This window comes from Micromonospora sp. Llam0 (assembly GCF_003751085.1).
Lineage (GTDB): Bacteria > Actinomycetota > Actinomycetes > Mycobacteriales > Micromonosporaceae > Micromonospora_E.
On the sequence record NZ_RJJY01000001.1, the window covers coordinates 291,979 to 318,712 of the forward strand.

At 71.4% G+C, this 26,734-nt stretch carries 28 protein-coding genes; 19 read left to right on the plus strand and 9 right to left on the minus strand.

What is annotated here, in order from left to right; translation table 11 throughout:
• The first annotated feature begins 54 nt into the window (after positions 1-54).
• A complete protein-coding gene (locus EDC02_RS01420; RefSeq protein WP_123600374.1) occupies positions 55-1,134 on the plus strand; it encodes an ATP-binding cassette domain-containing protein in 1,080 nt (359 codons plus the stop codon).
• Positions 1,131-1,946: an ABC transporter permease gene (locus tag EDC02_RS01425; protein ID WP_123600375.1), complete on the plus strand. Its 816-nt coding sequence runs from the start codon at positions 1,131-1,133 to the stop codon at positions 1,944-1,946. The genes EDC02_RS01420 and EDC02_RS01425 overlap by 4 nt, the downstream gene beginning before the upstream one ends.
• Positions 1,947-1,985: 39 nt before the next feature.
• Here EDC02_RS01425 and EDC02_RS01430 read toward each other — a convergent pair whose 3' ends face one another.
• Genes EDC02_RS01430 through EDC02_RS01440 form a run of 3 tightly spaced genes read right to left on the minus strand, consistent with a single transcriptional unit; the run spans position 1,986 to position 3,168 of the window.
• Positions 1,986-2,411, minus strand: coding sequence for a PLD nuclease N-terminal domain-containing protein (locus EDC02_RS01430; protein ID WP_123600376.1), 426 nt, complete (start codon positions 2,409-2,411; stop codon positions 1,986-1,988).
• Positions 2,412-2,447: 36 nt separating this feature from the next.
• The gene (locus EDC02_RS01435) at positions 2,448-2,786 is read right to left on the minus strand and encodes a DUF202 domain-containing protein (protein WP_123600377.1); all 339 of its coding nucleotides are present in this window, start codon (positions 2,784-2,786) and stop codon (positions 2,448-2,450) included.
• Complete coding sequence (locus EDC02_RS01440) at positions 2,779-3,168, minus strand: YidH family protein (protein WP_123604390.1); 390 nt, start codon at positions 3,166-3,168, stop codon at positions 2,779-2,781. The genes EDC02_RS01435 and EDC02_RS01440 overlap by 8 nt, the downstream gene beginning before the upstream one ends.
• Before the next feature lie 33 nt (positions 3,169-3,201).
• Between EDC02_RS01440 and EDC02_RS01445 the strand changes: the two genes are divergently transcribed.
• The 3 genes from EDC02_RS01445 (at position 3,202) to EDC02_RS01455 (ending at position 5,566) form a co-directional block, all read left to right on the plus strand.
• A complete protein-coding gene (locus EDC02_RS01445; protein ID WP_123600378.1) occupies positions 3,202-3,606 on the plus strand; it encodes a hypothetical protein in 405 nt (134 codons plus the stop codon).
• Positions 3,607-3,809: 203 nt separating this feature from the next.
• Positions 3,810-4,589, plus strand: a complete 780-nt coding sequence (locus EDC02_RS01450; protein WP_123600379.1) for an electron transfer flavoprotein subunit beta/FixA family protein — start codon at positions 3,810-3,812, stop codon at positions 4,587-4,589.
• A gap of 14 nt (positions 4,590-4,603) precedes the next feature.
• Positions 4,604-5,566 (plus strand): electron transfer flavoprotein subunit alpha/FixB family protein, encoded by a 963-nt coding sequence (locus EDC02_RS01455; protein WP_123600380.1) that lies wholly within the window; start codon positions 4,604-4,606, stop codon positions 5,564-5,566.
• 59 nt (positions 5,567-5,625) lie between these two features.
• Here the strand turns inward: EDC02_RS01455 and EDC02_RS41215 are convergent, their stop codons facing one another.
• The gene (locus EDC02_RS41215; protein WP_233605687.1) at positions 5,626-5,772 is read right to left on the minus strand and encodes a hypothetical protein; all 147 of its coding nucleotides are present in this window, start codon (positions 5,770-5,772) and stop codon (positions 5,626-5,628) included.
• Here EDC02_RS41215 and EDC02_RS01465 point away from each other — a divergent pair.
• The 11 genes from EDC02_RS01465 to gatB all read left to right on the plus strand — a co-directional run bounded on the left by EDC02_RS01465 (position 5,766) and on the right by gatB (position 19,606).
• Entirely contained in the window at positions 5,766-6,962 is a 1,197-nt protein-coding gene (locus EDC02_RS01465; protein ID WP_123604391.1) for a cysteine desulfurase family protein, read from the plus strand. The genes EDC02_RS41215 and EDC02_RS01465 overlap by 7 nt on opposite strands.
• A gap of 63 nt (positions 6,963-7,025) precedes the next feature.
• Complete coding sequence (gene mnmA, locus EDC02_RS01470; RefSeq protein ID WP_123604392.1) at positions 7,026-8,099, plus strand: tRNA 2-thiouridine(34) synthase MnmA; 1,074 nt, start codon at positions 7,026-7,028, stop codon at positions 8,097-8,099.
• 76 nt (positions 8,100-8,175) lie between these two features.
• Positions 8,176-9,210 carry a methionine synthase gene (locus EDC02_RS01475; RefSeq protein WP_123604393.1) on the plus strand — a complete coding sequence of 345 codons (1,035 nt, stop codon included), beginning with the start codon at positions 8,176-8,178 and terminating at the stop codon, positions 9,208-9,210.
• 76 nt (positions 9,211-9,286) lie between these two features.
• Positions 9,287-9,448, plus strand: coding sequence for a hypothetical protein (locus EDC02_RS40000; RefSeq protein ID WP_158632016.1), 162 nt, complete (start codon positions 9,287-9,289; stop codon positions 9,446-9,448).
• Between the two features lie 132 nt (positions 9,449-9,580).
• Positions 9,581-11,722 carry an NAD-dependent DNA ligase LigA gene (gene ligA / locus EDC02_RS01480; RefSeq protein ID WP_123600381.1) on the plus strand — a complete coding sequence of 714 codons (2,142 nt, stop codon included), beginning with the start codon at positions 9,581-9,583 and terminating at the stop codon, positions 11,720-11,722.
• A gap of 241 nt (positions 11,723-11,963) precedes the next feature.
• A complete protein-coding gene (locus EDC02_RS01485; RefSeq protein WP_123600382.1) occupies positions 11,964-14,147 on the plus strand; it encodes a bifunctional diguanylate cyclase/phosphodiesterase in 2,184 nt (727 codons plus the stop codon).
• A gap of 79 nt (positions 14,148-14,226) precedes the next feature.
• Positions 14,227-14,526, plus strand: coding sequence for an Asp-tRNA(Asn)/Glu-tRNA(Gln) amidotransferase subunit GatC (gene gatC, locus EDC02_RS01490; protein ID WP_123600383.1), 300 nt, complete (start codon positions 14,227-14,229; stop codon positions 14,524-14,526).
• Positions 14,527-14,529: 3 nt separating this feature from the next.
• Positions 14,530-16,008 (plus strand): Asp-tRNA(Asn)/Glu-tRNA(Gln) amidotransferase subunit GatA, encoded by a 1,479-nt coding sequence (gene gatA / locus EDC02_RS01495; RefSeq protein ID WP_123600384.1) that lies wholly within the window; start codon positions 14,530-14,532, stop codon positions 16,006-16,008.
• Between the two features lie 8 nt (positions 16,009-16,016).
• Entirely contained in the window at positions 16,017-17,405 is a 1,389-nt protein-coding gene (locus tag EDC02_RS01500) for an AAA family ATPase (RefSeq protein WP_158632017.1), read from the plus strand.
• Complete coding sequence (locus EDC02_RS01505) at positions 17,405-18,037, plus strand: DUF4276 family protein (protein WP_123600386.1); 633 nt, start codon at positions 17,405-17,407, stop codon at positions 18,035-18,037. The genes EDC02_RS01500 and EDC02_RS01505 overlap by 1 nt, the downstream gene beginning before the upstream one ends.
• A 63-nt stretch (positions 18,038-18,100) precedes the next feature.
• Positions 18,101-19,606, plus strand: a complete 1,506-nt coding sequence (gene gatB, locus EDC02_RS01510; protein WP_123600387.1) for an Asp-tRNA(Asn)/Glu-tRNA(Gln) amidotransferase subunit GatB — start codon at positions 18,101-18,103, stop codon at positions 19,604-19,606.
• A 138-nt stretch (positions 19,607-19,744) separates the two neighbouring features.
• Here the strand turns inward: gatB and EDC02_RS01515 are convergent, their stop codons facing one another.
• Together EDC02_RS01515 and EDC02_RS01520 are read right to left on the minus strand one after the other, a co-directional pair.
• Complete coding sequence (locus EDC02_RS01515) at positions 19,745-19,939, minus strand: DUF397 domain-containing protein (protein ID WP_123600388.1); 195 nt, start codon at positions 19,937-19,939, stop codon at positions 19,745-19,747.
• Positions 19,930-20,721: a helix-turn-helix transcriptional regulator gene (locus EDC02_RS01520; protein WP_123600389.1), complete on the minus strand. Its 792-nt coding sequence runs from the start codon at positions 20,719-20,721 to the stop codon at positions 19,930-19,932. The genes EDC02_RS01515 and EDC02_RS01520 overlap by 10 nt, the downstream gene beginning before the upstream one ends.
• A 251-nt stretch (positions 20,722-20,972) precedes the next feature.
• Between EDC02_RS01520 and EDC02_RS01525 the strand changes: the two genes are divergently transcribed.
• Positions 20,973-21,287: a hypothetical protein gene (locus EDC02_RS01525; RefSeq protein ID WP_148083300.1), complete on the plus strand. Its 315-nt coding sequence runs from the start codon at positions 20,973-20,975 to the stop codon at positions 21,285-21,287.
• Entirely contained in the window at positions 21,280-21,636 is a 357-nt protein-coding gene (locus tag EDC02_RS01530; RefSeq protein WP_148083301.1) for a hypothetical protein, read from the plus strand. The genes EDC02_RS01525 and EDC02_RS01530 overlap by 8 nt, the downstream gene beginning before the upstream one ends.
• Before the next feature lie 161 nt (positions 21,637-21,797).
• Here the strand turns inward: EDC02_RS01530 and EDC02_RS01535 are convergent, their stop codons facing one another.
• A complete protein-coding gene (locus EDC02_RS01535) occupies positions 21,798-23,486 on the minus strand; it encodes a metallophosphoesterase (RefSeq protein WP_123600392.1) in 1,689 nt (562 codons plus the stop codon).
• A 44-nt stretch (positions 23,487-23,530) separates the two neighbouring features.
• Complete coding sequence (locus EDC02_RS01540; protein WP_370461504.1) at positions 23,531-24,697, minus strand: sorbosone dehydrogenase family protein; 1,167 nt, start codon at positions 24,695-24,697, stop codon at positions 23,531-23,533.
• 230 nt (positions 24,698-24,927) lie between these two features.
• Here EDC02_RS01540 and EDC02_RS01545 point away from each other — a divergent pair, with 230 nt between their 5' ends.
• Positions 24,928-25,227, plus strand: coding sequence for a DUF1540 domain-containing protein (locus EDC02_RS01545; RefSeq protein ID WP_123600394.1), 300 nt, complete (start codon positions 24,928-24,930; stop codon positions 25,225-25,227).
• 84 nt (positions 25,228-25,311) lie between these two features.
• Here the strand turns inward: EDC02_RS01545 and EDC02_RS01555 are convergent, their stop codons facing one another.
• Positions 25,312-26,571: a hypothetical protein gene (locus EDC02_RS01555; protein WP_158632018.1), complete on the minus strand. Its 1,260-nt coding sequence runs from the start codon at positions 26,569-26,571 to the stop codon at positions 25,312-25,314.
• Between the last annotated feature and the right edge of the window lie 163 nt (positions 26,572-26,734).

The window sequence follows — 26,734 nt, forward strand, 5'->3', positions numbered from 1 at the left end:
AATGTCGGTCCTGTCGTTCATTGTGGGGTCTGCAGACAAACGACAGGAGCGAGGATGTCGCACGCGATCTGGGCCGAGGGCCTGGTCAAGCGGTTCGGCCCGACGACCGCGTTGGCCGGGGTGGATCTCGCGGTCCGCACCGGCACCGTGTTCGGGCTGCTCGGGCCGAACGGTGCCGGCAAGACCACCGCGGTCCGGGTGCTCGCCACCCTGCTGCGGCCGGACGCCGGGCACGCCCGGGTGCAGGGTTTCGACGTGGTCGGTCAGGCTCACCAGGTCCGCCGGTCGATCGGGCTGACCGGGCAGTACGCCTCGGTCGACGAGACGCTGACCGGTATGGAAAACCTGATCATGATCGGTCGGTTGCTGGGGGCGTCCCGGCGGGACGCGCGCTCCCGCGCCCGGCAACTGCTGGCCGAGTTCCAGCTCACCGACGCCGCCGATCGCGCGGCCAAGACGTATTCGGGCGGTATGCGCCGCCGGCTCGACCTGGCCGCCAGCCTGGTGGGACGGCCACAGGTGCTGTTCCTCGACGAACCGACCACCGGGCTGGACCCGCGCAGCCGCAACGAGCTGTGGGAGCTGGTCCGTGGGCTGGTCGCCGGTGGCGTGACGGTGCTGCTCACCACCCAGTACCTGGAGGAGGCCGACCAGTTGGCCGACGAGTTGGCCGTGGTCGACCACGGTCGGGTGATCGCCGGCGGTACGCCGGAGGAGCTGAAGGCCAAGACCGGTGCCCAGGTCCTCGCGGTGCGCCCGACCGATCCGAAACAGTTGCCGACGGTGCTGACCGCGCTGCGGGAGCTGTCCGGCAACGAGCCGTCGTTGGCCCAGACCACGGTGACGGTGAGCACCGCCGATGCAGACCTGCTGCCGGCGGTGGTCCGCCGGCTCGACGAGTCCGGGGTGAAGGTCGGTGAGCTGGCGTTGCGCAGTTCAAGCCTGGATGAGGTCTTCCTGTCGCTCACCGGCCACCGGGCCGATCCGCGCTCCGGCGGCTCGCCGGCCGGCACCGGGTCTGCGGCCGGCTCCGGCGGCTCGGAGGTTGGCTCCGGCGAGCGGCCGACACCGGCGACCGGGCCGGCCGGTACGGGAGCACAGCCGACCGCCGCCACCATGGAGGGAATCCGTTGACCGCCACCACCGTCACCACGCCCGAGCTGCCTGGGCGGCACCAGTGGGTCAGCCCGGTGGCCGGGCTGCGGCATACCGGCACCCTGGCCTGGCGGAGCCTGGTGCAGATCAAGCACAACCCGATGGAACTGCTCGATCTCAGCATCCAACCGTTGATGTTCCTGCTGCTGTTCACCTATGTGTTCGGCGGTGCGATCGCCGGCACGCCAGGGGAATACCTGACCTTCGCGTTGCCGGGAATCATCGTGCAGAACGCCCTTTTCGCGACGATGACCACGGGGTTCGGGCTGAACACCGACCTCACCAAAGGGGTGTTCGACCGGTTGCGGTCGCTGCCGATCGCCCGGTGGGCGCCGCTGGCCGGGCGGATTCTGGCCGACACCGTCAAGCAGGCCTGGTCGGTGGTGCTGCTGCTGGGTGTCGGGATGATCCTCGGCTTCCGGGTCGACGGTGGTCCGGTCGGCCTGCTCGGCGCGTTCGCGCTGATCCTGGCCTTCACACTGGCCGCGTCGTGGATCTCGGTGCTGGTCGGGGTGATGGTCAGCGAGCCGGAGAAGGTGCAGATCTTCGGCTTCATGGTGATCTTCCCGCTGACCTTTACCAGCAACGCCTTCGTGCCCACCGAGACCATGCCAGGCTGGCTGCAGGCCTGGGTCGATGTCAACCCGGTGACGATCCTCGCCGACGGCCTGCGTGGCCTGCTCAGCGGCGCGCCCGCCGCCGGCCCGGTCGGCTACTCGCTGCTCTGGGCAGCCGGCATCGCGGCGGTGTTCGCGCCGCTGGCGCTCGCCCGGTTCAAGCGTCGGGTTTGACCTGACGACCTTACGGGCGTGCCGCTCGGGTTGCCCGGGTCAGGCACCTGACTCGGGCCGGCGGTCCTCCCGGGGGTCTGCGGCGTCTCGGCGGCGCAGGTCGTCCTCCCGGCGGCGCAGGTCCTCCTCCCACCGTTCGAAGAGCTCGCGATCCTGCTTCGACTTCTCGGCGTCGAGTGCGCGCAGGAACTCGGGATCGTCGTCGGGGGCCGCCGGGCGGTTGCGCGGTGGCGGGGTGCCGGTCGGTCGGGGGACGCCGCCGAGCGGTGACGGGCTGCCGAAGCCGGGCCGGCGGCTGAGGAACCAGGCGGCCGGCCCGAGGAGGGGGATGACGATGATGACCGGCACCCAGAGCAGGCGCGGCAGGGCGCGGACGTCACCTTTCTCCGCTGAGAGGCAGCTGATCAGCGCCACCGCCATGAGCACGACGTGGAGCATGAAGAGCAGGATGAACACGCGGGCCATCCCGCAATGATGCCCCGCCCGGCGGGCTGAGCCTAGTCAGCTGAGGATCAGGATGGCGCCGAGCACCGCGTAACCGGCGGTGACCAGCCCCAGCAGGGGCACCTCCGCACTGATCTGTCCGGCTGCCGGACGTCGTGGGCCACTGGCGTGCCGGTAGGCGTAGCCAATCAGCCCGGCCCAACCGACCACCGCGAACAGCCCGAGCAGCGTGGCTGCTCCACCCCGCTCAACGGCCAGCCGCATGGTCAGCGCCACCACCAGGGTGAGGGCCAGCGCCGACCGCCGCCAGGCCAGCCGGGTCCGTTCGGGCTGCAGTCCGGGGTCGCGGGCCGGCGGGCCGGACTCGTCGGCCGGCGGGTCGGTGTGATCAGCCACTGGCCGCCTCGACCAGTACGACGACGGTCAACGCGGTTGCGCCGACACCGACACAGATCGCGAGGAACGCCGGAAACCGGGACGCCGGTAGGTCGGTGCCCAGCCGCATGGCCCGCTCGGTACGGGCCCAGTGGTCGACGGCCCGCAGCGCGACGGTCCCGCCGAGCAGCAGGAGCGTCACCGCCAGCCCTTCCCGCATGTGGACCACGGACAGCTCAGGCAGGAACTGCGCGATGGCCAGGCCGCCGGCGACCAACGCCAGGGCGGTCCGGATCCAGGCCAGGAAGGTCCGTTCGTTCGCCAGCGAGAACCGGTAGTCGGGCGCGGTGCCGACCCGGCGCAGCTCCTGGGGATCGAACCACCGGCGCAGCGCACTCCACACGTGGATCATTATCGCCGGCTAGACTCACCGTCTGTGGCCGAGCTGACCGATGATGAGCGCAGCACGCTGAAGACCGGCGCTTTCGGCGCCGTCTACCTGGTGTCGGCCGCGGACCCGGGGCTGGTGTCGATGGTCCGGGAGAGTTTCGCCGCCTCGGACGTGTTCGCCGGGACGTCGGGTCTGGTGAACGACGTGCTGACCAGCGGCGAGTTGCCCAAGTTGGCGCGGGACAGCCCGGAGGCGGTGGAGCAGCTGGTGCTACCGGCGCTGCGGCAGTCGGTCGCGGTACTCACCGCGAAGGCCCCGCACGACCTGGAGCACTACCGGGCGGCGGTGACCGAGGCGGTCGACCGGGTGGCGCGGGCCGCGTCCGGGGTCGACCCGGCGGAGACGGCGATGATCTCCAAGATCAGGCAGGCGCTGGCCACTCCCTCCTGACCGGTCCGTCCCCCTGCTGACCAGGGCAGTCGTTCGGTCCGGCCGGCCTGTCGGCGGGGCCGTTTGGCCCTTGGCTACTTGCGGGTAACATAGCGGGTGGGGCATTCCACAGCGATGCTCGGTTGACCGATCGTTAAGGAAAGCGGCAGGCTGCGCCGAGAGTGGTAGAGCAGCACCACCTACAGGAGGGGTGTCGAAGCGCGATGAACATCGTCGTACTCGTCAAGCAGGTGCCCGATTCCGGCGCGGAACGCGCCCTGCGCGGTGACGACAACACCGTCGACCGCGGGTCGGCCAACAACGTGATCAATGAGATGGACGAGTACGCGATCGAGGAGGCGTTGCGGCTGCGGGAGGCCAACGGTGGTGAGGTGACCATCCTCACCATGGGCCCGGACCGCGCGGCCGAGTCGATCCGCAAGGCGCTGTCGATGGGGCCGGACAAGGCGGTGCACGTCGTCGACGACGCCCTGCACGGCTCCTGCGCGGTCGCTACCTCCAAGGTCCTCGCCTCGGCGCTCGGCACCCTCGGGGCGGATCTGATCCTCTGCGGCGCCGAGTCCACCGACGGGCGGGTGCAGGTGATGCCGCACATGCTTGCCGAGCGGCTCGGCATCGCCGCGCTGACCGGCGCCCGCAAGCTGACCGTCGACGGCGGCACGCTCACCGTCGAACGGCAGAACGAAGAGGGCTACGAGGTGGTCAGCGCCGCCACCCCGGCGGTGGTCTCGGTGTGGGACACCATCAACGAGCCGCGCTACCCCTCGTTCAAGGGGATCATGGCGGCCAAGAAGAAGCCGGTACAGAGCATGTCCCTGGCCGATCTGGGCGTCGCCGCCAGCGAGGTCGGCTTCGACGGGGCGACCAGTGAGGTCGTCGAGCACCACAAGCGCCCGCCACGGTCGGCCGGAGAGAAGGTCGTCGACGACGGCGAGGCCGGCGTACGGCTGGTCGAGTTCCTGGCGTCCGAGAAGTTCGTGTGAGCGGGGAGGTTGACATGGCTGAGGTTCTCGTTGTCGTCGAGGCCACCGGTGAGTTCGGCGTCAAGAAGGTCACCCTGGAGCTGCTGACCCTGGCCCGCAAGCTGGGCGGCGAGGTGTCCGCAGTGGTGCTCGGCGGGCCCGGCGCGGCCGCCGCGATGACCGACAAGCTCGGTGAGTACGGCGCCAGCAAGGTGTACGCCGCCGAGAGCGAGGAGATCGACGGCTACCTGGTCGCCCCGAAGGTGACCGTGCTGGCCGAGCTGATCGGCCGGGTGCAGCCCGGCGCGGTGCTGCTCGCCTCCTCCCAGGAGGGCAAGGAGATCGCCGGGCGGCTCGCCGTACGGCTGGACAACGGTTTGCTGACCGACGTGGTCGACCTGGCCGCCGACGGCACCGCGACTCAGGTCGCGTTCGCCGGCTCCACCATCGTCACCTCCCGGGTCACCCGGGGCCTGCCGCTGGTGACGCTGCGGCCCAACTCGGTGGCGCCCGAACCGGCCCCGGCCACCCCGCAGGTGGAGCAGCTGCAGGTGCAGGTCACCGACTCCGACAAGCTGGCCAAGGTGGTCGAGCGGGTCGCCGAGCAGTCCGGCTCCCGGCCGGAGCTCACCGAAGCGTCGGTGGTCGTCTCCGGTGGGCGCGGGGTCGGCAGCGGCGACAACTTCAAACTGGTCGAGGAGCTCGCCGACCTGCTCGGCGGCGCGGTCGGTGCCTCCCGGGCCGCGGTCGACTCCGGGTTCTACCCGCACCAGTTCCAGGTGGGGCAGACCGGCAAGACCGTCTCCCCACAGCTGTACGTGGCGCTGGGCATCTCCGGTGCGATCCAGCACCGGGCCGGCATGCAGACCGCGAAGACCATCGTGGCGGTGAACAAGGACGGCGAGGCGCCGATCTTCGAACTCGCCGACTTCGGCGTGGTGGGTGACCTGAACAAGGTGGTCCCGCAGGCAGCCGAGGAGATCCGCAAGCGCAAGTGACGTGATCCGTCGACGGCGGGTGGCCGGGACCAGTTGGTCCCGGCCACCCGCCGTCGACCTCAGCCGGAGAGGGTGCCGCGCAGCAGGCTCTGCCCGGAGTGCGTCGGATCGTTGTCGTACTCCTCCGCCGAGACGTCGACCAGCCGCGGGTCCGGCCGCCTCGTCGCCGGACCCGACCCGGCGGATACGCTTGCTGGTGATGGCATATCTCGACCACGCCGCGACCACGCCTATGCTCGACGAGGCGGTGGCGACCTACGTCGCCACCGCCCGTCGGGTCGGTAACGCGTCGTCACTGCACGCCGCCGGACGAGCAGCCCGGCGTACGGTCGAGGAGGCCCGCGAGCGGGTCGCCGCCGCCCTCGGCGCCCGGCCGTCCGAGGTGATCTTCACCGCGGGCGGTACGGAGAGCGACAACCTCGCGGTCAAAGGGATCTTCTGGGCACGTTCGGCGGCCGCTCCTGCCCGGCGGCGGATCCTGGCCAGCACCGTCGAGCACCACGCCGTCCTCGACGCCGTGCAGTGGCTCGCCGAGCACGGGCAGGCCCAGGTGACCTGGCTGCCGGTGGGCCCCACCGGTCGGGTCGACGCCGCCACCGTGCAGGCCGAGTTGGACGCCGTCGCAGACGAGCTGGCCCTGGTCACCGTCATGTGGGCGAACAACGAGGTCGGCACCGTGCAACCGGTCGCCGCCGTCGCGGCGATGGCCGCGCGGACCGGCGTACCGCTGCACACCGACGCGGTCCAGGCGGTCGGCCAGGTCCCGGTCGACTTCGCCGCCAGCGGCGCGGCCGCGTTGACCGTCAGCGGACACAAGCTCGGCGGCCCGGCCGGCGTGGGTGCCCTGCTACTCGGCCGGGACGTCGCCTGCACCCCGCTGCTGCACGGCGGTGGCCAGGAACGCGACGTCCGCTCCGGCACGCTCGACACCGCCGGGATCGCCGCGTTCGCGGTCGCCGTGGAGGTGGCGGTGAAACGCCAGGCCGAACACGCGGCCCGGGTCGGTGCGCTCCGCGACGACCTGGTCGGCCGGGTACGCCAGGTGGTGCCGGACGTGATCTACAACGGGGACCCGGCCGACCGGCTCCCCGGCAACGCGCACTTTTCGTTCCCCGGCTGTGAAGGCGACGCGCTGTTGCTGCTGCTCGACGCCCAGGGCATCGCCTGTTCGACCGGCTCGGCCTGTTCGGCCGGGGTGGCGCAGCCGTCGCATGTGCTGCTGGCGATGGCCGACGACGACCAGCGGGCCCGCTCGTCGCTGCGGTTCAGCCTGGGCCACGACTCCACCCGGGCCGAGGTCGACGCGCTGGTGGCGGCCCTGCCCGGTGCGGTCGAGCGGGCCCGCCGGGCCGGCGCGGTCCGCAGCACGAAGCCGGCGCCGCCCGCCGCCGGCTGACCCGGTACGGCTGCGGGACTACCCTCGAGCGTGCGGGCGACGATCAGGCAGGAGATGGGTACGGTGCGAGTGCTGGCGGCGATGTCCGGCGGGGTCGATTCGGCGGTGGCGGCCGCCCGGGCGGTGGCCGCCGGGCACGACGTGACCGGTGTGCACCTGGCGCTGTCGCGCAACCCGCAGACGTACCGCACCGGGGCCCGTGGCTGCTGCACCGTCGAGGACGCCCGGGACGCCCGGCGGGCCGCCGACGTGATCGGCATCCCGTTCTACGTCTGGGACATGGCCGAGCAGTTCCACAGTGACGTGGTGGACGATTTCGTCGCCGAGTACGCCGCCGGGCGTACCCCCAATCCCTGCCTGCGCTGCAACGAGAAGATCAAGTTCGCGGCGGTGCTGGACCGCGCGGTGGCGTTGGGGTTCGACGCGGTGGTCACCGGCCACCACGCCCGGCTCGGCCCCGACGGCCTGCTGCGCCGCAGCGTCGACGTGGCCAAGGACCAGTCGTACGTGCTCGCCGTGCTCAACCGGGCCCAGCTGGACCGGGCGATGTTCCCGCTCGGCGACTCCACCAAGGCGCAGGTCCGGGCCGAGGCGGCGCGGCGCGGGCTGGCGGTGGCCGACAAGCCCGACTCGCACGACATCTGCTTCATCGCCGACGGCGACACCCGCGGGTTCCTCGCCGACCGGCTCGGCAACGCCCCTGGCGACGTGGTCGACGCGACGACCGGCGCGGTCGTCGGCCGCCACGACGGGGCGTACGCGTTCACCGTCGGCCAGCGGCGTGGCCTGGGCATCGGGGTGCCCGCGCCGGACGGTCGACCCCGCTACGTGCTGTCGATCACTCCGACGAGCAACACGGTGACCGTCGGCCCGGCCGAGGCGTTGGACGTCGACGCGGTGACCGGGGTCCGCCCGGTGTGGATCGGCGGGGACCGGCCGACCGGCCCGGTCGAGGCGATGCTGCAGGTGCGCGCGCACGGGTCGACCACTCCGGCGGTGGTCGAACTGACCGACGCCGGCATGCACGCTCAGCTGCACCGACCGGTCCGGGGGGTGGCCGCCGGCCAGGCGATGGTCGCCTACCGGCCCGATCCGGCCGGCGACGTGGTGCTCGGCTCGGCGACCATCGCCGGCTGACCGGTGGAGTCGGCTGACCGGTAGAGTCGGCGGACGTGACCGACGCGAGTGACCTGCCGTGACCGACGCGAACGACCTGCCGGAACCGGCGCCGGCCGCCCCGGCGGCGGACACACCGTGGCCCTGGCCGCCGGGTGCCGCCAGCGGGATCGGATCGCTTCCCGGCACCGACGTCGCCGAGGCGCAACGGATCGTCCTCGGTGAACTGCCGGGCCTGCCGCACCTGCCCGAGCTGCCGGCCCGTGGGCCGGGGGCGGAGATGATCGGGCGCGGTGCCACCTTCCTGGTGGACCTGCCAGTCGAGCTGTACGCCGGTCGGTGGCGGGTCGCCGCCCGACCCGGCCGGGACCTGCGCCGCGCACTCGACCTGCGGGAACGGGACCTCGACCAGTTGACCGAGCAGGCCGACGGCTACACCGGGCCGGTCAAGCTGCAGGCCGCCGGGGCGTGGACATTGGCTGCCAGCCTCGACGTCGGCCTCGGCGGGCGGCTGGTCCGCGACCACGGTGCCGTACGTGACCTGGCCGCCTCGCTCACCGAGGGCCTGCGGGAGCATGTCGCGGAGGTGTCCCGCCGGGTGCCGGGTGCGCGGCTGCTGCTGCAACTCGACGAACCCTCGCTGCCCGCCGTGCTGGCCGGGACGCTGCGGACCGACAGCGGTCTGCACACCTACCGGGCGGTCGCCGCCGGCACCGTCCGGGACCTGCTCGCCGAGGTGATCTCCGGCGTCGGTGTGCCGGTGGTGGTGCACTGCTGCGCCGCCGGCGTGCCGGTGGGTCTGCTGCGGGCCGCCGGAGCCGTCGCGGTCGCCGCCGACCTGGACCTGCTCACCGACCTGGACCCGGTCGGTGAGGCGATCGACGCCGGGATGGGGCTGTTCGCCGGGGTGGTGCCGGCGACCGGGGAAGCGGCCGGCGCGGCGGCACCGACCTCGGCGCGGGCGGCGGGACAGGTCCGTACCCTCTGGTCGAAGCTGGGCTTCCCGGCGGAGCGGGCCGCCGCCCAGGTGGTGGTGACCCCGGCGTGTGGGCTGGCCGGGGCGACCGTTCCGTACGCCCGGGCGGCGCTCGCCGCCTGCCGCGACGCCGGCCGGCGGCTGGCCGAGGGCTGATCCCGGCTGGCCGTGGGCTGATCCCGGCCGGCGGAACGGCGCGCCGGGTGGGAAACAGCGGTTACCGTTGGTGGCGATGAGCTACCACGGTGACAGCGACGGTGACCCGGCCGCCGGTCGGCGCGGCTGGTGGCGGATGTACCGCGGGCTGATCGTCGCCGTGCTGGTGGTGGTCTTCGTGCTGTGCTTCCTGTGGTGCGCCGGGGTGGCCGTGTTCAACCTCGTCCAGGGCGAGTGACCGGTCCGGCACGCGGGTGACCGCAGTCGGCCCGGCACGCGGGTGACTGCGGCCGGCCCGCCGGCGGGTATCCGCGAATGTCGGTGCCGACCGATACGGTGCGCAGGTAGATCTGAACACGGAGGTCAGCCGGTGTCCGAGGAAGTCGTTCCGCAGCAGGTCAGCGCCGCCCAGCAGGCGCAGGCCGGTGAGGAGCCCGACGCGGCCGCCCGGGAGCGGCACGCCACGCTCGCCGAGGAGATCGATCGCCACCAGTTCCGCTACCACGTCCTCGACGCGCCGGAGATTTCCGACGGGCAGTACGACCTGCTGATCCGGGAGCTGAACCAGCTGGAGGAGCGGCACCCGTCGCTGCGCACGCCGGATTCGCCCAGCCAGCGGGTGGGCTACGCCTACGCCACCCAGTTCGCCCCGGTGAACCACGCCGAGCGGATGATGAGCCTGGACAACGCCTTCGACGACGACGAGCTCACCGCCTGGGTCGACCGGGTCGAGCGGGACGCCGGTGGCCCGGTCAACTACCTGTGCGAGCTGAAGGTCGACGGCCTCGCGGTCAACCTCACCTACGAGCGGGGCGTGCTGACCCGGGCGGCCACCCGGGGCGACGGCCGGGTCGGCGAGGACATCACCCCGAACGTGCGGACCATCCGGCAGATCCCGGAGCGGCTGACCGGTGAGGCGCCCGAGTTGCTGGAGGTGCGCGGCGAGATCTACTTCCCGGTGGCCGCGTTCGACGAGCTCAACGCTAGCCTGGTCGCCCAGGAGAAGGCGCCGTTCGCCAATCCGCGTAACGCCGCCGCCGGCTCCCTGCGGCAGAAGGACCCCCGGATCACCGCCGGACGCGGGCTGCGCATGGTGGTGCACGGTCTGGGGGCGCGCAAGGGATTCGAGCCGGTACGCCAGTCCGACGCGTACCGGCAGCTGGCCGACTGGGGGCTGCCGATCAGCCAACGCTGGCAGGTGGTCGGTGACCGCGACGGGGTGCGTGACTTCATCGCCCACTTCGCCTCGCACCGCCACGAGGTGGAGCACGAGATCGACGGCGTGGTGGTCAAGATCGACGAGGTGTCGGTCCAGCGCCGTCTCGGCTCCACCAGTCGCGCCCCGCGTTGGGCGATCGCCTACAAGTACCCGCCGGAGGAGGTCAACACCCGGCTGCTCGACATCAAGGTCAACGTCGGGCGGACCGGGCGGGTCACCCCGTACGCGGTGCTCGACCCGGTCAAGGTGGCCGGCTCGACGGTCGGCTTCGCCACCCTGCACAACGCCGGAGAGGTGGCCCGCAAAGGGGTGCTGATCGGCGACATGGTGGTCCTGCGGAAAGCGGGCGACGTCATACCCGAAGTGGTCAGCCCGGTCGTCGATCTGCGGACCGGTGCCGAGCGCGAGTTCGTGATGCCGACCGAGTGCCCGGAGTGTGGCACCGAGCTGCGCTACGAAAAAGAAGGTGACGCCGATATCCGGTGTCCGAATCTCGACTGCCCGGCACAGTTGACCCGCAAGCTGGACTACATCGCCGGTCGAGGTGTTCTCGACATCGAGGCGCTGGGGGAGCGGTCCGCGATCGCCCTGGTCGATTCCGGTGCCGTGCAGAGCATCGGCGACCTTTTCGATCTTGATGCGGACCGGTTGTCCGGAGTCGAGTTCTTCTGCAACCAGAGCGGGGAGCTCACCGAGAACGCGAAGAAACTGCTGGTCAACCTCGCCGAGGCCAAACAACGGCCGCTGTGGCGGATCATCGTCGCGTTCTCCATCCGGCACGTCGGCCCGGTCGCCGCCCAGGCGCTGGCCCGCGAGTTCCGTTCGATCGACGCGATCGCCGCCGCGAGCCAGGAGCAACTGGTCGACGTCGACGGGGTCGGTCCGGTGATCGCCGCAGCCGCCGCCGACTGGTTCGCTGCCCCGCACGCTCAGGAGGTGGTCCGGCGTTGGCGCGCGGCGGGCGTGCGGATGGTCGAGGAAGCCGGTGACGACCAGGTGCCGCGCCCGTTGGTCGGCGTCACCGTCGTGATCACCGGTTCGCTCGCCGGCTACTCCCGCGACGAGGCGGCCGAGGCGGTGCAGTCCCGTGGCGGCAAGGTCAGCGGGTCGGTGTCGAAGAAGACCGGCTTCGTGGTGGTCGGCGACAGCCCGGGATCGAAGTACGACAAGGCCGTCTCACTGCGTGTCCCGGTGCTCGACGAGGCAGGCTTCGGCGTGCTCCTCGAGGAAGGGGTGGACGCGGCCCGGGCGGTCGCCGTCAACGAACCGGACCAGCCCGCCGTCGCCAGTTAGCGGCGACCCGGCGCCGGCCGGCCCGGACCATCGCCGGAGCTCCGACAATTGGCGGACGCCATTTCTCTACGCGGCCGGGAATCCCCGCATCGGGCATTCGCCGACCGCGTCTCAAATCAGTCACGACCGCGCTTCGCTCCTGCCCCGCCGGCCGTCCGTCCTTAAGGTGTAGGACGTCGGCGGGACGCGCGGCTCATGCTGAGTCGGCGAAGCGGGCCACGGGAGCGCGACGGGAGGGCAGATGGAGGCCGCGGCATTGCGGAACTCCGTTCCTTCGGAACGCGCGCCCGGGTTCTTCGGCTTTGTCGGCGGCGTGACCGCCGCCGCGCTCGCCGTCTGCGCCGTACCGTTGCTGAACCTGCCCGCCCAGATTTCCGACCTGCCGGCGGCATTCTGGCTGATGGCCCTGCTCGCGGTGGTCGGCGACGCCCGACCGTTCACCCCACCGGGCCGGCGGCGCCGATCCGAAGTCTTCCCGTCGGTCTGTTTCACCTTCGCCATCCTGCTCGCCTGGGGCCTCGGTCCGGCGGTCGCGGTGCAGGCCGTCGCGGTGGCGGTCTTCGCCTGGCGGGCCCGGCACGTGCCGTGGCGGGCCCTGTTCAACAGCTCGCAGTACGCGCTGGCGCTCGCCGCCGCGGCGGCGGTGGCCGGGCTGGCCGGGCCGGGCGTCTTCGCCGGCACCGCGGAGCTGGCCTGGAGCGACGTCGCGGTGGCGGTCGGCGCGGCGGCCGCGTGGTCGGCGGTCAACTACAGCACGGTCACCCTGGCGATCCGGCTGCGCTTCGGCGGCCGGTGGTGGCGGTCGGCCCGCCGTGGCATCGGCTTCGAGCTGTCCTCCACCGGATCGTTGCTGCTGCTCGGGCCGGTGCTGGTGGTCGCCGGGCAGGTCGACCCGGCGCTGATCCCACTGGTGCTGGTGCCGCTGTACGCGGTCTACCGGATGGCCGCGCTGGCCAGCGAGCAGGAACGGTCGGCCCGGCTGGACCCGTTGACCGGGCTGGCCAACCGCAAGGCACTGATCGTCGAGATCGCCGATCAGGTGCCGGCACACGCCGACGCGCTCCGGCGCGGTGCGCCGGACTCCCGGATGGCACTGCTGCTGCTTGACCTGGACCGCTTCAAACGGGTCAACGACGCGCTCGGGCATCTGGTCGGCGACCGGCTGCTGGTCGAGGTGGGGCTGCGGCTGGCCATGGTGGTCCGGCCGCAGGACCTGGTGGTCCGGCTCGGCGGTGACGAGTTCGCCATCCTGGCCACCCGGCTCACCGGCGCGGACGAGGCCCGGGAGATCGCCGAACAGGTGGTGACCGCGCTCGCCGAGCCGGTCGCCCTGGACGGGCTGCCGCTGGACGTCGGCGGATCGGTGGGCATCGCCCTCTACCCCGAGCACGGTGGGGACTTCGCCACCCTGCTGCAGCACGCCGACGTCGCGATGTACGACGCCAAGGACACCGGTGACGGCACCGCCGTCTACGCCGCCGAGTCGGACCACAACACGCCGGAACGGCTCAGCCTCCTCGCCGACCTGCGCCGGGTGCTCGACGTCAACGGCGCGCACGCGGCCGACCCCGGCCGGGAAGTCGACGACGTCGGCGAGATCACCATGTACTACCAGCCGCAGGTGGAGATCGCGACCGGCGAGGTGGTCGGGGTGGAGGCGCTGCTGCGCTGGCGGCATCCGCGCCGGGGCATGGTCGACCCGGAAGAGCTGATCAAGGTCGCCGAGCAGAGTGCCGTGATGCGCCTGCTCACCCGCCGGGTCGTCGACGACGTCGTCGAGCAGATCGCCAAATGGGCCGCGGCCGGGGTCACCCTGCGCGCCGCAGTCAACGTCAGCGTCCGGGACCTGCACACCGGTGAGATCGCCGACCAGATCTCCGACCGGCTCACCCGCTACAACCTGTCACCGGACCAGCTCCAGCTGGAGATCACCGAGGGGGCGTTGATGGCCGACCCCCGGCGGGTGCTGGCCACCATCTCCCGGCTGGATGCCATCGGGGTGGCGATCGCCCTGGACGACTTCGGCACCGGCTACTCGTCCATGCAGCACCTGCGCCGGCTCCCACTGTCCGAAGTCAAGATCGACCGCTCGTTCGTCCTCGGCATGGCCGCCGACACCGACGACGCGGCCATCGTCCGCTCGGTGATCGAGCTGGCCCGGGCGCTCGGGCTGCGGGTGGTCGCCGAAGGCGTCGAGGACGACGCGTCCTGGCGGCGGTTGTCCGCGCTCGGCTGCCACGTCGCCCAGGGCTGGTTCTACGCCCGGCCGATGCCCGCCGACGAGCTGGTCAGCTGGCTGGCCCGGTACCGTCCGCTGGTCCCCGGCCCGCGCGGCGTCCCACCCGGCCCGTCCGACGACTCCCCAGACGCGCCGGCAGACCCGCCCGGCCCGCCCGATGACTCGGCCGGCCCGCCGGAGAAATAGACTCGTCGGGTCCGGCCCGGTGCGCGCGCAGCGCGAGGATCCGGGCCAACCGTTCGATCACCGTACGAAGGGGGCGCAGATGGCCGCCATCTCCCGCGAGGAGGTCGCGCACCTGGCGCGACTGTCGCGGCTGGCCGTGACCGAGGACGAACTGGCGACGTTCGCCGGCCAGCTCGACGTCATCCTGCAGTCCGTCGCCCGGATCGGCGAGGTCGCCGCCGACGACATCCCGCCCACCTCGCACTCGGTGCCGCTGACCAACGTGTTGCGCGACGACGTCGTCGTCCCCGGCCTGGACCGGGACGCCGCGCTCGCCGCCGCCCCGGACGCCGAGGACGGCCGGTTCCGGGTGCCGCGCATCCTGGACGAGGAGGTCTGAGTCATGTCCGAACTCACCGGGATGACCGCCGCGCAGCTGGCCGGGCTGATCGCCGCCGGCGACACCAGCGCCGTCGAGGTGACCCGCGCCCACCTGGACCGGATCGTCGGCGTCGACGAACGGGTGCACGCCTATCTGCACGTCGACGCCGACGGTGCGCTCGCCGCCGCGCAGGCCGTCGACACCGCCCGCACCGCCGGGCAGCCGCTCGGCCCGCTGGCCGGCGTACCGATCGCGGTCAAGGACGTCGTCACCACCAAGGGCGTACCGACCACCGCCGGGTCGAAGATCCTCGACGGCTGGCGGCCACCGTACGACGCGACGATCGTCGCCCGGCTGCGCGCCGCCGGCATGCCGATCCTCGGCAAGACCAACATGGACGAGTTCGCGATGGGTTCGTCGACCGAGTATTCGGCGTACGGGCCGACGTACAACCCGTGGGACCTGACCCGGATCCCCGGCGGATCCGGCGGTGGCAGCGCGGCCGCGGTCGCCGGTTACGAAGCTCCACTGGCGATCGGCACCGACACCGGCGGCTCGATCCGCCAGCCCGGCGCGGTCACCGGCACCGTCGGCGCCAAGCCGACCTACGGCGGCACCTCCCGGTACGGGCTGATCGCCTTCTCCTCCTCGCTGGACACCCCCGGCCCGTGCGCCCGGACCGTGCTCGACGCCGCCATGCTGCACGAGGCGATCGCCGGCCACGACCCGCGCGACTCCACCTCGATCCCGGCCGCCGTGCCGCCGGTCGTCGAGGCGGCCCGCGCCGGTGCCTCCGGAGACCTGACCGGGGTCCGGCTCGGCCTGGTCACCCAGTTCGCCACCGGCGAGGGCGTGGAGCCGGGCGTACTGGCCGCGTTCCGCGACGCCGTGGACGCGCTGACCAAGCTCGGTGCCGAGGTCGTCGAGGTCTCCTGCCCGCACTTCGACTACGCGCTGCCGGCGTACTACCTGATCGCGCCGAGCGAATGCTCGTCCAACCTGGCCCGCTACGACGGCGTCCGGTACGGGCTGCGCAGCGGCGACGACGGCAACCGGTCGCTGGAAGAGGTCATGTCGCTGACCCGCGACCAGGGCTTCGGTCCGGAGGTCAAGCGGCGGATCATGCTCGGCACGTACGCGCTGTCCAGCGGCTACTACGACGCCTACTACGGGCAGGCGCAGAAGGTCCGTACCCTGATCACCCGCGACTTCACCGCCGCGTTCGAGCAGGTCGACGTGCTGATCTCGCCGACCACGCCGTTCGTGGCGTTCCCGCTCGGGGCGCGCACCGCCGACCCGTACCAGATGTACCTGGCCGACCTGTTCACCATCCCGACCAACCTGTACGGCGGCCCGGCCATCTCGGTGCCGTGCGGGCTGGCCGACGGGCTGCCGGTCGGGTTGCAGGTGATGGCGCCGACGATGGCCGACGACCGGATGTACCGGGTCGCGGCGGCCCTGGAGTCGGCGGTCGGCACCCTCACCCCGCCGGAGCTCTGAGCCGCGACGTGCTGACCCGGATCGAGATCGACGGCTTCAAGTCGTTCCGCGACTTCACGCTGGACGTGCCGCCGTTTCTCGTGATCATCGGGCGGAACGCGGCCGGCAAGTCGAACCTGTTCGACGCGATCCAGTTCCTGTCCCGGCTCGCCGATGATGCGCTGCTGGAGGCCGCTCAGCAGATGCGCGGGGAAGTTCCCGATCTGTTCCATCGGCACACCGACGGCACCCAGATGCCGGTGATGACCTTCGCCGTCGAGGTGCTGCTGGGGCCGTCGGTGACCGACGCGTTCGGCGACACCGCCGAGGTCAACCACTCCCGGCTGCGCTACGAGCTGGCGATCGAGCTGCGGTCGGCCGGTCCGGGCGGGTCCCGCCGACCGTACGTGCTGCGGGAGGCGGCGTACCGGATCTCCAAGTCCGACGACGACGCGTTGCGGGCCTTGATCCCGCGATGGAAGCAGGTGGCCAGTTACCGCGGCGGTGGCCGGGAGCTGCTGGAGACCGAGCGCGACGAGCAGGGGCGCGCTGTCTTCAGCCTTTCTCCAGCGGTGAAGGGCCGTGAACGAAGGTTGCCGGCGACGGCGGCGACGGCGACCGTGCTGTCCAGTTTGACCACCGCCACCGACTTCCCGCTGCTGTACGCGCTGAAGCGGGAGCTGCAGTCGTGGCGTTTGCTGCATCTGGACCCGAGCGCTCTGCGTACCCCGGATTCCTATGACGACCTGGACAGCCTTGCGCCCAACGGTGCCCACCTGGCCAACACACTGCGCTACCTGGCCGCCGCGACGGGCACCGAGGACCGGCCGGAGGGCGCGTTGAACGACCTCTCCGCCGACGTATCCGAAGTGATACCGGGAGTAGTTGGGGTCCGGCTCGCCGAGGACGAGGCGCGTCGGCAGCGTCAGGTCGAAGTGGTCACCCGCGACGAGGCACCGTTCTCGGCCCGGGTCGCGTCCGACGGGACGCTGCGGGCGATCGCGCTGCTCGCCGCGCTCTACGATCCGCGTGGGGCCGGGCTGATCTGCTTCGAGGAGCCGGAGAACGGCATCTTCCCGCAGCGGCTTGCCCAGTTCGTGCGGTATCTGCGGGCCCTGGTCGAACGGTCGTTGGAGCCGCGCGACGAAGCGGACGGCCATCGCCTGACCCAGTTGATTCTGAGCAGCCACTCGCCTGCGATCCTGCGGGCGTTGGAACGCGGCCAGGACGGAGGACGGCTCGATGCGGTCTACCTGGACGTGGTGACCCGGGTGCGCAGGGGCGAGCCGCGCAGCCGGATCACCCGGAGCCGTCGCATCGGTAGCGATGAGCTGGCGCTGGATCTCGAAGATCCCAGCGGCGTGGTCAGCAAGGCCGAGATCGCCGAATTCGAGGTTCTGGAGACGCTGGACCGCTGATGCGTTACCTCTCGACCGCACTGATATCCGAAGGTCTCAGCGATGACCGCTTCCTGCCCCGCCTCCTGGCGCGCTCGTTGGAAGAACTGTGCCTGAACGAGTTCGATGAGACGGTGTACGTCGCTGACGTACAACCGCTGCGGGACCGGACCGCGCCGGCAGGTATCGATGATGTGGTCAGCATGGTCGACCGCAGCGACGGTGGGTTCACCATTGTCTTCTTCCACCGCGACCAGGGGGCGAACGCCGAACGGGTACACCGGGAGTGGGTGGAACCGCTCCGGAAGCGTTGGGCCGACCGTCGGGAGCAACTCGTCGCGGTGGTGCCGGTCCGGGAAACCGAGGCATGGCTGCTCGCCGACGGGCAGGCACTGCGCAACGCCCTCGGCGTCCGGTGGACCGATACCGAGATGGGCCTGCCTGGGCGTCCACGTCAGGTGGAGCAGATCGACGACCCGAAGAAGATCCTCAACGACGTGATGCGTCGGGTCAGCAGGTCAGTCGGGGACCACCTCGGCCAGCTCGGCGAGCTGGTCGATCTGAACAGGCTGCAGCAGGTGCCGGCGTACCGGCGATGGTGGGACGACACCCGGCAGGCTCTCGTGGCGCTCGGTTACCGGCCGGGTCGATGAGCGGAACCCAGGTGGACACTAGGCTGGTGCGGTCGGTGCCGCGCCGAGAGTTGGAGCTGTGAGATGAGCACGACCGCGTTGCCCACGTACGAGGATGTCGTCGCCCGCTACGAGCCGGTGATCGGCCTGGAGACGCACGTCGAGCTGGGCACCAACACCAAGATGTTCTGCGGCTGCCCGACCGGGTTCGGCGCCGAGCCGAACACCCAGGTCTGCCCGGTCTGCCTGGGCCTGCCCGGCTCGTTGCCGGTGGCGAACAAGGCGGCGATCGAGGCGACGATCCGGATCGGGCTGGCGCTGAACTGCTCGATCGCCGACTGGTGCCGGTTCGCCCGGAAGAACTACTTCTACCCGGACATGCCGAAGAACTACCAGATCAGCCAGTACGACGAGCCGCTGTGCGTGGACGGCTGGCTCGACGTCGAGGTCGACGGCGAGACGGTGCGGATCGGCATCGAGCGGGTGCACCTGGAGGAGGACACCGGCAAGACGCTGCACGTCGGCGGCGCGACCGGGCGGATCCACGGGGCGACCGAGTCGCTGGTCGACTACAACCGGGCCGGCATCCCGCTGGTGGAGATCGTCACCAAGCCGATCCCCGGCACCGGTGACCGGGCACCGCAGGTGGCCCGCGCGTACGTCACCGAGCTGCGGGACGTGATCCGCTCGCTGGGCGTCTCCGACGTACGGATGGAGCAGGGTTCGCTGCGCTGCGACGTCAACACCTCGCTGACCCCGGTCGGGCAGACCGAGTGGGGCACCCGCACCGAGACCAAGAACGTCAACTCGCTGCGGTCGGTGGAGCGGGCGGTACGCGCGGAGATGCTGCGCCAGGCGTCGGTGCTCGACACCGGTGGCCGGATCGTGCAGGAGACCCGGCACTTCCACGAGGACAGCGGCGACACCACGTCGGGCCGGTCCAAGGAGACCGCCACCGACTACCGCTACTTCCCGGAGCCGGACCTGGTGCCGCTCGCCCCGGACGCCGCCTGGGTGGCCGAGCTGAAGGCCGCCCTGCCGGAGCTGCCCCGGGTGCACCGCAAGCGGCTGCAGGAGCAGTGGGGGCTGACCGACCACGACATGCAGTCGGTGGTCAACGCCGGGGCGGTCGAGCTGATCGAGCAGACCATCGCCGCCGGCACCACCCCGGCCGGTGCCCGCAAGTGGTGGCTGGGTGAGCTGGCCCGCCGGGCCAACGAGTCCGGTGTGGAGCTGACCGCGCTCGGCGTCACCCCGGCGCACGTCGCCGAGCTGCAGGGGCTGGTCGACTCGGGCAAGCTCAACGACAAGCTGGCCCGTACGGTCCTGGAGGCGGTGGCTGCCGGAGAAGGCACGCCCACCGAGGTGATGACCGCGAAGGGTCTCGGCGTCGTCTCCGACACCGGTGCGTTGACCGCCGCCGTCGACGAGGCGATCGCCGCCAACCCGGACATCGCGGCGAAGGTCCGCGACGGCAAGGTAGCGGCGGCCGGGGCGCTGGTCGGCGCGGTGATGAAGACGACCCGGGGCCAGGCGGACGCGCGTACCGTCCGGGAGCTGATCCTGTCCCGCCTCGGCGCGCAGGGCTGACCACCGCAGGGCTGACCACCGCAGGGCTGGCCTCTGCTCAGTGACACAGGAGGTACCTCACGCCGTCGCGGCGAGGTACCTCCTGTGTCACTCGGCTGTCAGTGGTCGCACCGGCTGCTGCGCGGCCTGGCGGTCGGGCTACCGGCCGGTGCGGCTGACGAAGGTCTGCCAGGCGGTGGGGGAGAAGGTGAGGGTGCCGCCGGTGCGGTCCTTGCTGTCGCGGACCAGGACCCGGCCGGGCAGGTTGTCGGCGACTTCGACACAGTTGCCGCCGGTGCCGTTGCTGCGGCTGCTGGTCCGCCAGGCCGGTCGAGGATCGGTCGTCATGCCCATCTGTCGGCTGCCTCCTGCATCAACGCCACGGACTGCTCGCTGGGCAGAGCGTACTCCCGCAGCGACTCCCAGGCATGCTCCAGTCTGGTCAGATCGGCCTCCAACTCGATGGTCTGGCCCTCCAACGGCCCGTCGACGAAGCCCGCCGCCCGGCCGTCCAGGCTGGCCAGAGTGAACGGGCCGTTCAGCCCCGGGTAGGCGCCGACCCCGGCCGGCACCACCTGGATCGAGACGTTGGGCCGGTCGCAGGTGGCGATCAGCGCCAGGACCTGCTCACGCATCACCGCCGGGCCGCCGACCGCCCGGGTCAGCACCGCCTCGTCGATCACCCCGACGAAGCGGCACGGCCGCTCGGCCCGGTGCAGGATCTCCTGCCGGCCGAGCCGGTCGCCGACCGTGGTGTCGACGTCGTCGATCGCCACCCCGGCGTGGGTGAGGATGATGCGGGCGTACGCCTCGGTCTGCAGCAGGCCGGGCACCAGCAGTGGTTCGTAGCAGCGCAGCATGATCGCCTCCCGCTCGTGCTCCAGCCACGGGCGCAGCCAGACCGGGGCCCGCTCGGTGCGCAGCAGCAGCTCCCAGAGGGTCGAGTAGTCGCAGTTGAAGACCCGGTCGATGGTGGCCAGGTAGTCGAGCCGGATCGGCCGGGCGCCGCGCTCGACCGCGCTGACGTGCTGGGCCGACCAGTGCAGGGCGGCGCCCCACTGCTCCTGGGTGAGCCCGGCCAACTCGCGGCGGCGGCGGAGCTCCGCTATCAGATATGCGCTCGCTGCTCCAGACATTCGTTTCCTCCAGCTCTCTACAGAATTGCTTTGTGGTGGGCAGGGGTTGCCCCGTGACGGATGTTGTTGCTACGAGGTCGAATCCCATCTTCCATAGAGGAGGTGCAGAAGTCCAGGGTGGAGGAGTGGGAAATTCTAAAAGGCGTCCATCGTTGTCCCGATGGGGGACACATGGCGCAAAGATGAATGGCAAAGATCAATTGCGCTCGGTAGGTGTGGTGCATCAACCCGGCGCGGTTCGTCAACCCGACGTGGTTCCTCAGCCCGGTGCGGTGCGCCGGCACGGCGTACTCGGCTGGATGTCGGTGCCGACCGGCAGTGCCGTGCCCGGCTACGTCAACCACCCGGTGATCGCCCGCGCCCGCCACCTGGCCGCGATGCACCTGCCCGACCCGGTCTCCGGCTGCCCGCGCTGCGGCACCGTCGGCTGCCCGGCGCTGCGGCTCGCGGTGGCCTACCTGGACCGGTACGACGGTGACGCCGCCCGGACCATTCGTCGGCTGCTCGCCTCGGTCGGCATCTGGCTCACCGCCGGCCCGACCACCGGGGCAGGCAGCGATGACTGAGACCGGGAAATCGCCCCTGGTGCAGCCGTGGGACACCATCGAGATCGGCGCGTCCGACTATCTCAACGGAGACGGAGTGCTGCGGCTGCGGGTCATCCATGTCCGCGCCGATGCCGCCCACCCGAACATCGAATGGATTCACCTGCTCGGCACCCGACTGCACGGCAACCGGGACGGCCAGATGATGATGGTGATGGTCCGCGCGGCGGCGCTGCGCCGCCCCGGCGCGGTCATCCGGCCAGGGCCGGCCCTTGGGGCCCAGGTGCCCTTTGGCGACCTGATGCCACAGGTGCATCTTGATTCACCTCCGGCATCAGGCTCCACCGGTACCTCAGATCCACAAAAATAGGCGGCGCGAACCATGCTGCGGCGCGGGCCGGGGAGCCGGTGAGGCTCTGACGGGACGCGATCTAGAAGGATCGTGGTCGATATACCGGCCAAATCCTTCTAGATCGCGGGGTGGGCGCGCGTCCAGCGGGGTGGGCGGGCGTCGAGCGGGGTGGGCGCGCGTCAGGACGGGCTGGGTTCCGGGACCGTGGACGGAGTGGTAGTCGGGGTCGCGGACGGATCCGGTACCGCGGAACCGGACGGCGACGCCGACGGATCCGGCTCGGGTTCCGGGCCGGCGACGACGTGCCGCTCCAGGGTCACCTGGGCCTGGCCGGTGCCGCCGATCCGGATGTCGTCGTGCGCCTGCAACTGGTGCTCGGCGTCGAAGTACAGCACCGTCATGGCCAGTGGCGTCGGCTCCTCGCCTTCCAGACCGCGCAGTCCGGCCCCGCCGGTCGAACCCTCCACCATCAGCCGGGTCGGCTGCTCACCGGGGATCTCGGCGAGCATCCGGACCTCCCGGTTGTGGGTGTGCCCGGCCAGCACCAGCGGCGTGGTGCCGGACAGCGGGCCGGCCGAGACCGGGTCGTGCACCAGGGCGATGTCCACCGGTTCGTCGGTGCCCCGGATGGTCGCGGCGAGCTGTTCGCCGACCCCGATCACCTGGTCGGTGGCCGGCTTGGACAGCCCGCCGTCGGCCGGGCTGGTCTGCTTGTCGGGGGTGAACCGGGGGTCGCCGATGCCGGCGATGGTCAGCCCGGCGACCTCGGTGACCTCGTTGTCCAGCACGATCGCGTTCGGCTGGCCGGCCACCGCCTCCTGGGTGCGGATCGAGTCGTGGTTGCCGCGGATGAACACGTACGGAACCTCCAGCAGCCCGATCGAGGCGACGTAGTTCGCCTCCGGCTCGCTGCCCCAGTCGGTGATGTCCCCGGTGTCGATCACCACGTCGATGTCGAACTGCTCGACCACGGTGCGGATCACCGACCAGCCGGTCGGGTTGAGGTGCATGTCCGACACGTGCAGTACCCGGGTGCTGCCCTCGGCCGCCTGGTAGACGGGCAGCGTCGACACGGTGGTGTAGATCCGGCTGACGTTGCTGACGATGTGCTGCAGCTGCTCGGCGTACTGGCTGTAGTTGGTGGCGATCCGCTGCACGTCACCGACCACCGCCGGGGCGTTGACCAGCAGACCCTCGTACCGTGGCTCCTCGATCGACTCCGGCCGGATGGTCGCCGCCGCGACGCCGATGCTGCCGCCGGTGATCAGCAGCGCCAGGGTGCCGGACCAGGCGACCCGGCGGGTGTCGCGGAAGACCAGCGCGGCGAGGATCAAGGTGGTGAGCACGGCGACCGCGATGGTACGGATACCGAGCCGCAGCACGCCCTCGGTGACGTCGCCGACCACGGTCTGACTGGCCCGGGTGATCGCGTTCGGGTCGTCGAGCAGGGCGAGGGTGCGGACCTGGTCGAGGGAGCCGAGCCGGATGGAGAGCTGGACCGGCCCTTCGTGGCTGTCGACGTGCAGCGCGCCGAGCGGCGGGATGGCCATGGTGGTGCCGCCGTCCATCGCCGGGGTCACCGACATCTCGGCCCGGAACGGGCCGATGTCGACGTCGGCGCGGGCACCGAGCAGGACGCCGATGACGACCCCGGCCAGACTCACCGCGGCGACTGCGAGCGCCACGCCGATCCGCCGGGTAGCCCGTGACCGGGCAGCCCGCCCGAATCCGCGACCAGCGGTACGGCTGACGGAGCCGAGCCGCCGCCCGGCACGCGCCAGCCGTCGCCCGGGTCGGCCGGGCTGCTGATCCGGTCGGCCCGGCTGCTGGCCGGGACGGCTCCGGTCGGCCGTTTGCTCGTCGCTCATGGTGAGATCATGCCTGCCTGATGGATGGTGGGGAGGCGGGTGGATCAGCTGCGCCCGGCTCCGCCGTCGGCGAAGACCAGCCGCAGGATACGGTCGTCCTCCGGGGCCGGTTCGCCCCGGCCGTCCTGGTTCGAGGTGGTCACCCAGACCGAGCCGTCCGGTGCCTGCACGACGGTGCGCAGCCGACCGTACTCCCCGGTGAGCAGCGCGCGGGGCTGGCCGAACACCGTACCGGACTCGGTCAGCTCGACCAGCCACAGCCGCTCGCCGCGCAGGCACGCGGCGGCCAGGATTCGCTCCACCACGGCCGCCCCGGAGCAGGAGGACTCCTCGGTCGGCCAGACGACCAGCGGGTCGACGAATCGCCCGTCGTCGCCTTCGCCCTCGACCTGTGGCCAGCCGTAGTTCTCGCCCGGCTCGATCAGGTTGATCTCGTCCCATAGGTTCTGGCCGAACTCGGTGGCGTACAGCCGGTCCTGGCCGTCCCAGGCGATGCCCTGCACGTTGCGGTGGCCCAGCGACCAGACCAGCGAGTCGGGGAACGGGCTGCCGGGGGCCGGCTCGCCGCCCGGCGTCATCCGCAGGATCTTGCCGCCGAGGCTCTCCTGGTCCTGGGACAGGCCGGTGTCCGAGGCGTCGCCGGTGGTGGCGTAGAGGAAGCCGTCGGGCCCGAAGGCGAGCCGGCCGCCGTTGTGGATGCCGGAGAGCGGAATGCCGGTGACGATCGGTTCCGGTTCGCCGCCCAGGGTCAGTCGGGCGATCCGGTTGTCCTCGGCGGTGGAGTAGTAGATGAACACCGTCTCATCGGTGGCGTACTCGGGGGAGACGGCGATGCCGAGCAGGCCGCCTTCGCCGCCGCCGTCGACCTGGTCGATGGTCTGGATCTCGGTGACGTCCAGCCCGTCCGGGCTCGAACCGGGCCCGACCTGCAGGATCTTGGCGCTGTCCCGTTCGGTGACCAGCGCGGCGCCGTCCGGCAGGAACGCCACCCCCCACGGCACCGCCAGCCCGCTGGCCAGCACGGTGACGGCCACCTGCTGGTCGACGCCGCCGCCGGTCGGCGTCTCGGTGGGGGCGGGGAAGGTGGGGGGCGCGCCGGCCTGGTCCGGCTCCGGCTCGCCGAACGCGCAGCCGCCGGCGAGCAGCAGGGCGGTCAGGCTGGCGGCGGCGGTCGCGGCGGTCGCGCGGCGCGACGATCGGCGGTACGGCAGGCGAGCGTTCACCCGCACCAGACTAGCCCGCTGCCGGATATCCGCATCCGACGGCGTCCCCCGGGTGGTTAGGCAAGGGTATCCGAAATGACTTCGGATGGTGTTAGGTAAGGGTTCCCAAAATTGCGAGAAATGAATAAGCGCCATATATTCGATCGCAGTGGACTACGGTTTTCCCACAGTGGCTAGACGCTGCCACTGCCGGATGCTGCCGAGCTAGGAGGACCACCATGACCGCGATGATGGAGATGCCCCGGGTGCAGGAGTGCACCGCCGTGGAGTGCGCGTACAACCAGCACGAGGGCTGTCACGCCTTCGCCATCACCATCGGCACCGAGGCGGACAGCGCCAGCTGCACCACCTTTTTCGACATCTCGTCCAAGGGCGGCCTCGACGCGGTGATCGCCCAGGTTGGTGCCTGCAAGCGTGCCGACTGCCGGTTCAACGCCGAGTTGGAGTGCCGGGCGCCGGCGATCCGGGTCGGGCCGAGCCGGGAGACGGCCGACTGCATGACCTACGAGCCGGCCTGACCGCCACCGGTTCCGGCCAGAGTCACAGCGGCCCGGTCGTGGCAGGAGTCCGCGACCGGGCCGCTCCCGCCCCAACGGCACCGGCTACGAGCGGATTTCCGGGTAGTAGTTTCCGCCCCAGGAGACCACGGTGTAGTCGACCTGTAGTGCGAGATTGTGATCGGTCCCGGCGGCGATGGCCCTGATCAGGGACAGGTACTGCGTGCAGGGCGCGACCTGCACGACCGCGCACACCCGGGTCGGAGTCAGCCGAAAAAGGTAGTAGGTGCCGTCACCGAGCTGGCCCCATCTGTTCCAGCCCCAGGCCAGCACACCACCGCTGCTCAGCTGCGCCAAACTGTAGCCCGAGCCGGCATCGATGTGCCGGACCCCGTACAGGTACTGCGTGCAGGGCGCGATCTGCTCCGCCGCGCACACCCGTACCGGGGTGAGGCGCCTGATGGTAGTGCCGTCGCCAAGCGCTCCGGAGTTGCCGCCCCAGGTGACGACGCTGCCGTTGCCGAGCAGCGCCATGCTGTGCCCATGGCCAGCTGCCACGGCCCGGACCGCGTTCAGGAACTGGCTGCAGGGTGCGACTTGGCCGACCGCGCACACCCGTACCGGGGTGAGGCGGTCGATGGTGGTGCCGTCGCCGAGGGGCCCGGAATAGTTCCGACCCCAGGCGAGCGCCAGCGCGCTGTCCACCACCGCCAGGCTGTGCAGCCGGCCGGCCGCGAGGGACCTGACTCCGGTCAGGAACTGGCTACAGGGTGCGACTTGGCCGACCGCGCATACGCGTACCGGGGTGAGGCGGTCGGTGGTGGTGCCGTCGCCGAGCTGCCCGAGATAGTTGCTGCCCCAGGCGACAGCAGCGCCGTTGGTCAACTGGGCAAGGCTGTGTGACTCGCCTGCTGCCAGGGTTCGGACCCCGCTGAGCAGCTGACTGCAGGGTGCGACCTGGCCGACCGCGCACACCCGTACCGGGCTGGTGCGGATGTCGGTGGTGCCGTCGCCGAGCTGCCCAGCGGTGTTGTCGCCCCAGCCGACGACGGTCCGGTCCCGGAGCAGGGCAAGGCTGTAGTACTCACCCGCCACGATGGCTATCACGCCGGTGAGGAACTGGGTGCAGGGTGCGGTCTGGCCGACGGCACACACCTGCACCGGGGTCTCGCTCTGGTACCAGCCGCGGTCGCCGTTGCCGAGTTGCCCGGAGTCGTTCCAGCCCCAGGCGATGACGGTGCCGTCCGGGCGTAGGCCAAGGTTGTGCCCCCAGCCGGCGGCGATGGCGGTGACGCCGCCGATCTCGTCCGGAGCCTGTCGGGCTCCGGCGTCGGCGCCGGAGGTGTTGCCGATCACCAGAACCATGGCCAGCGCCGCTGCCAGAACGGCGCCGACCGTCGACCGGCGACGGTTCGCTCTATCGGCGAACACAGGGTCTGAGATCATTTCCGATGGGCGGCTGTCCATCGCTTCCTCCTCGGGTCGAGAGTCAGGAATGACGACGGTGGGAGTCGGCGGAATGCGATCG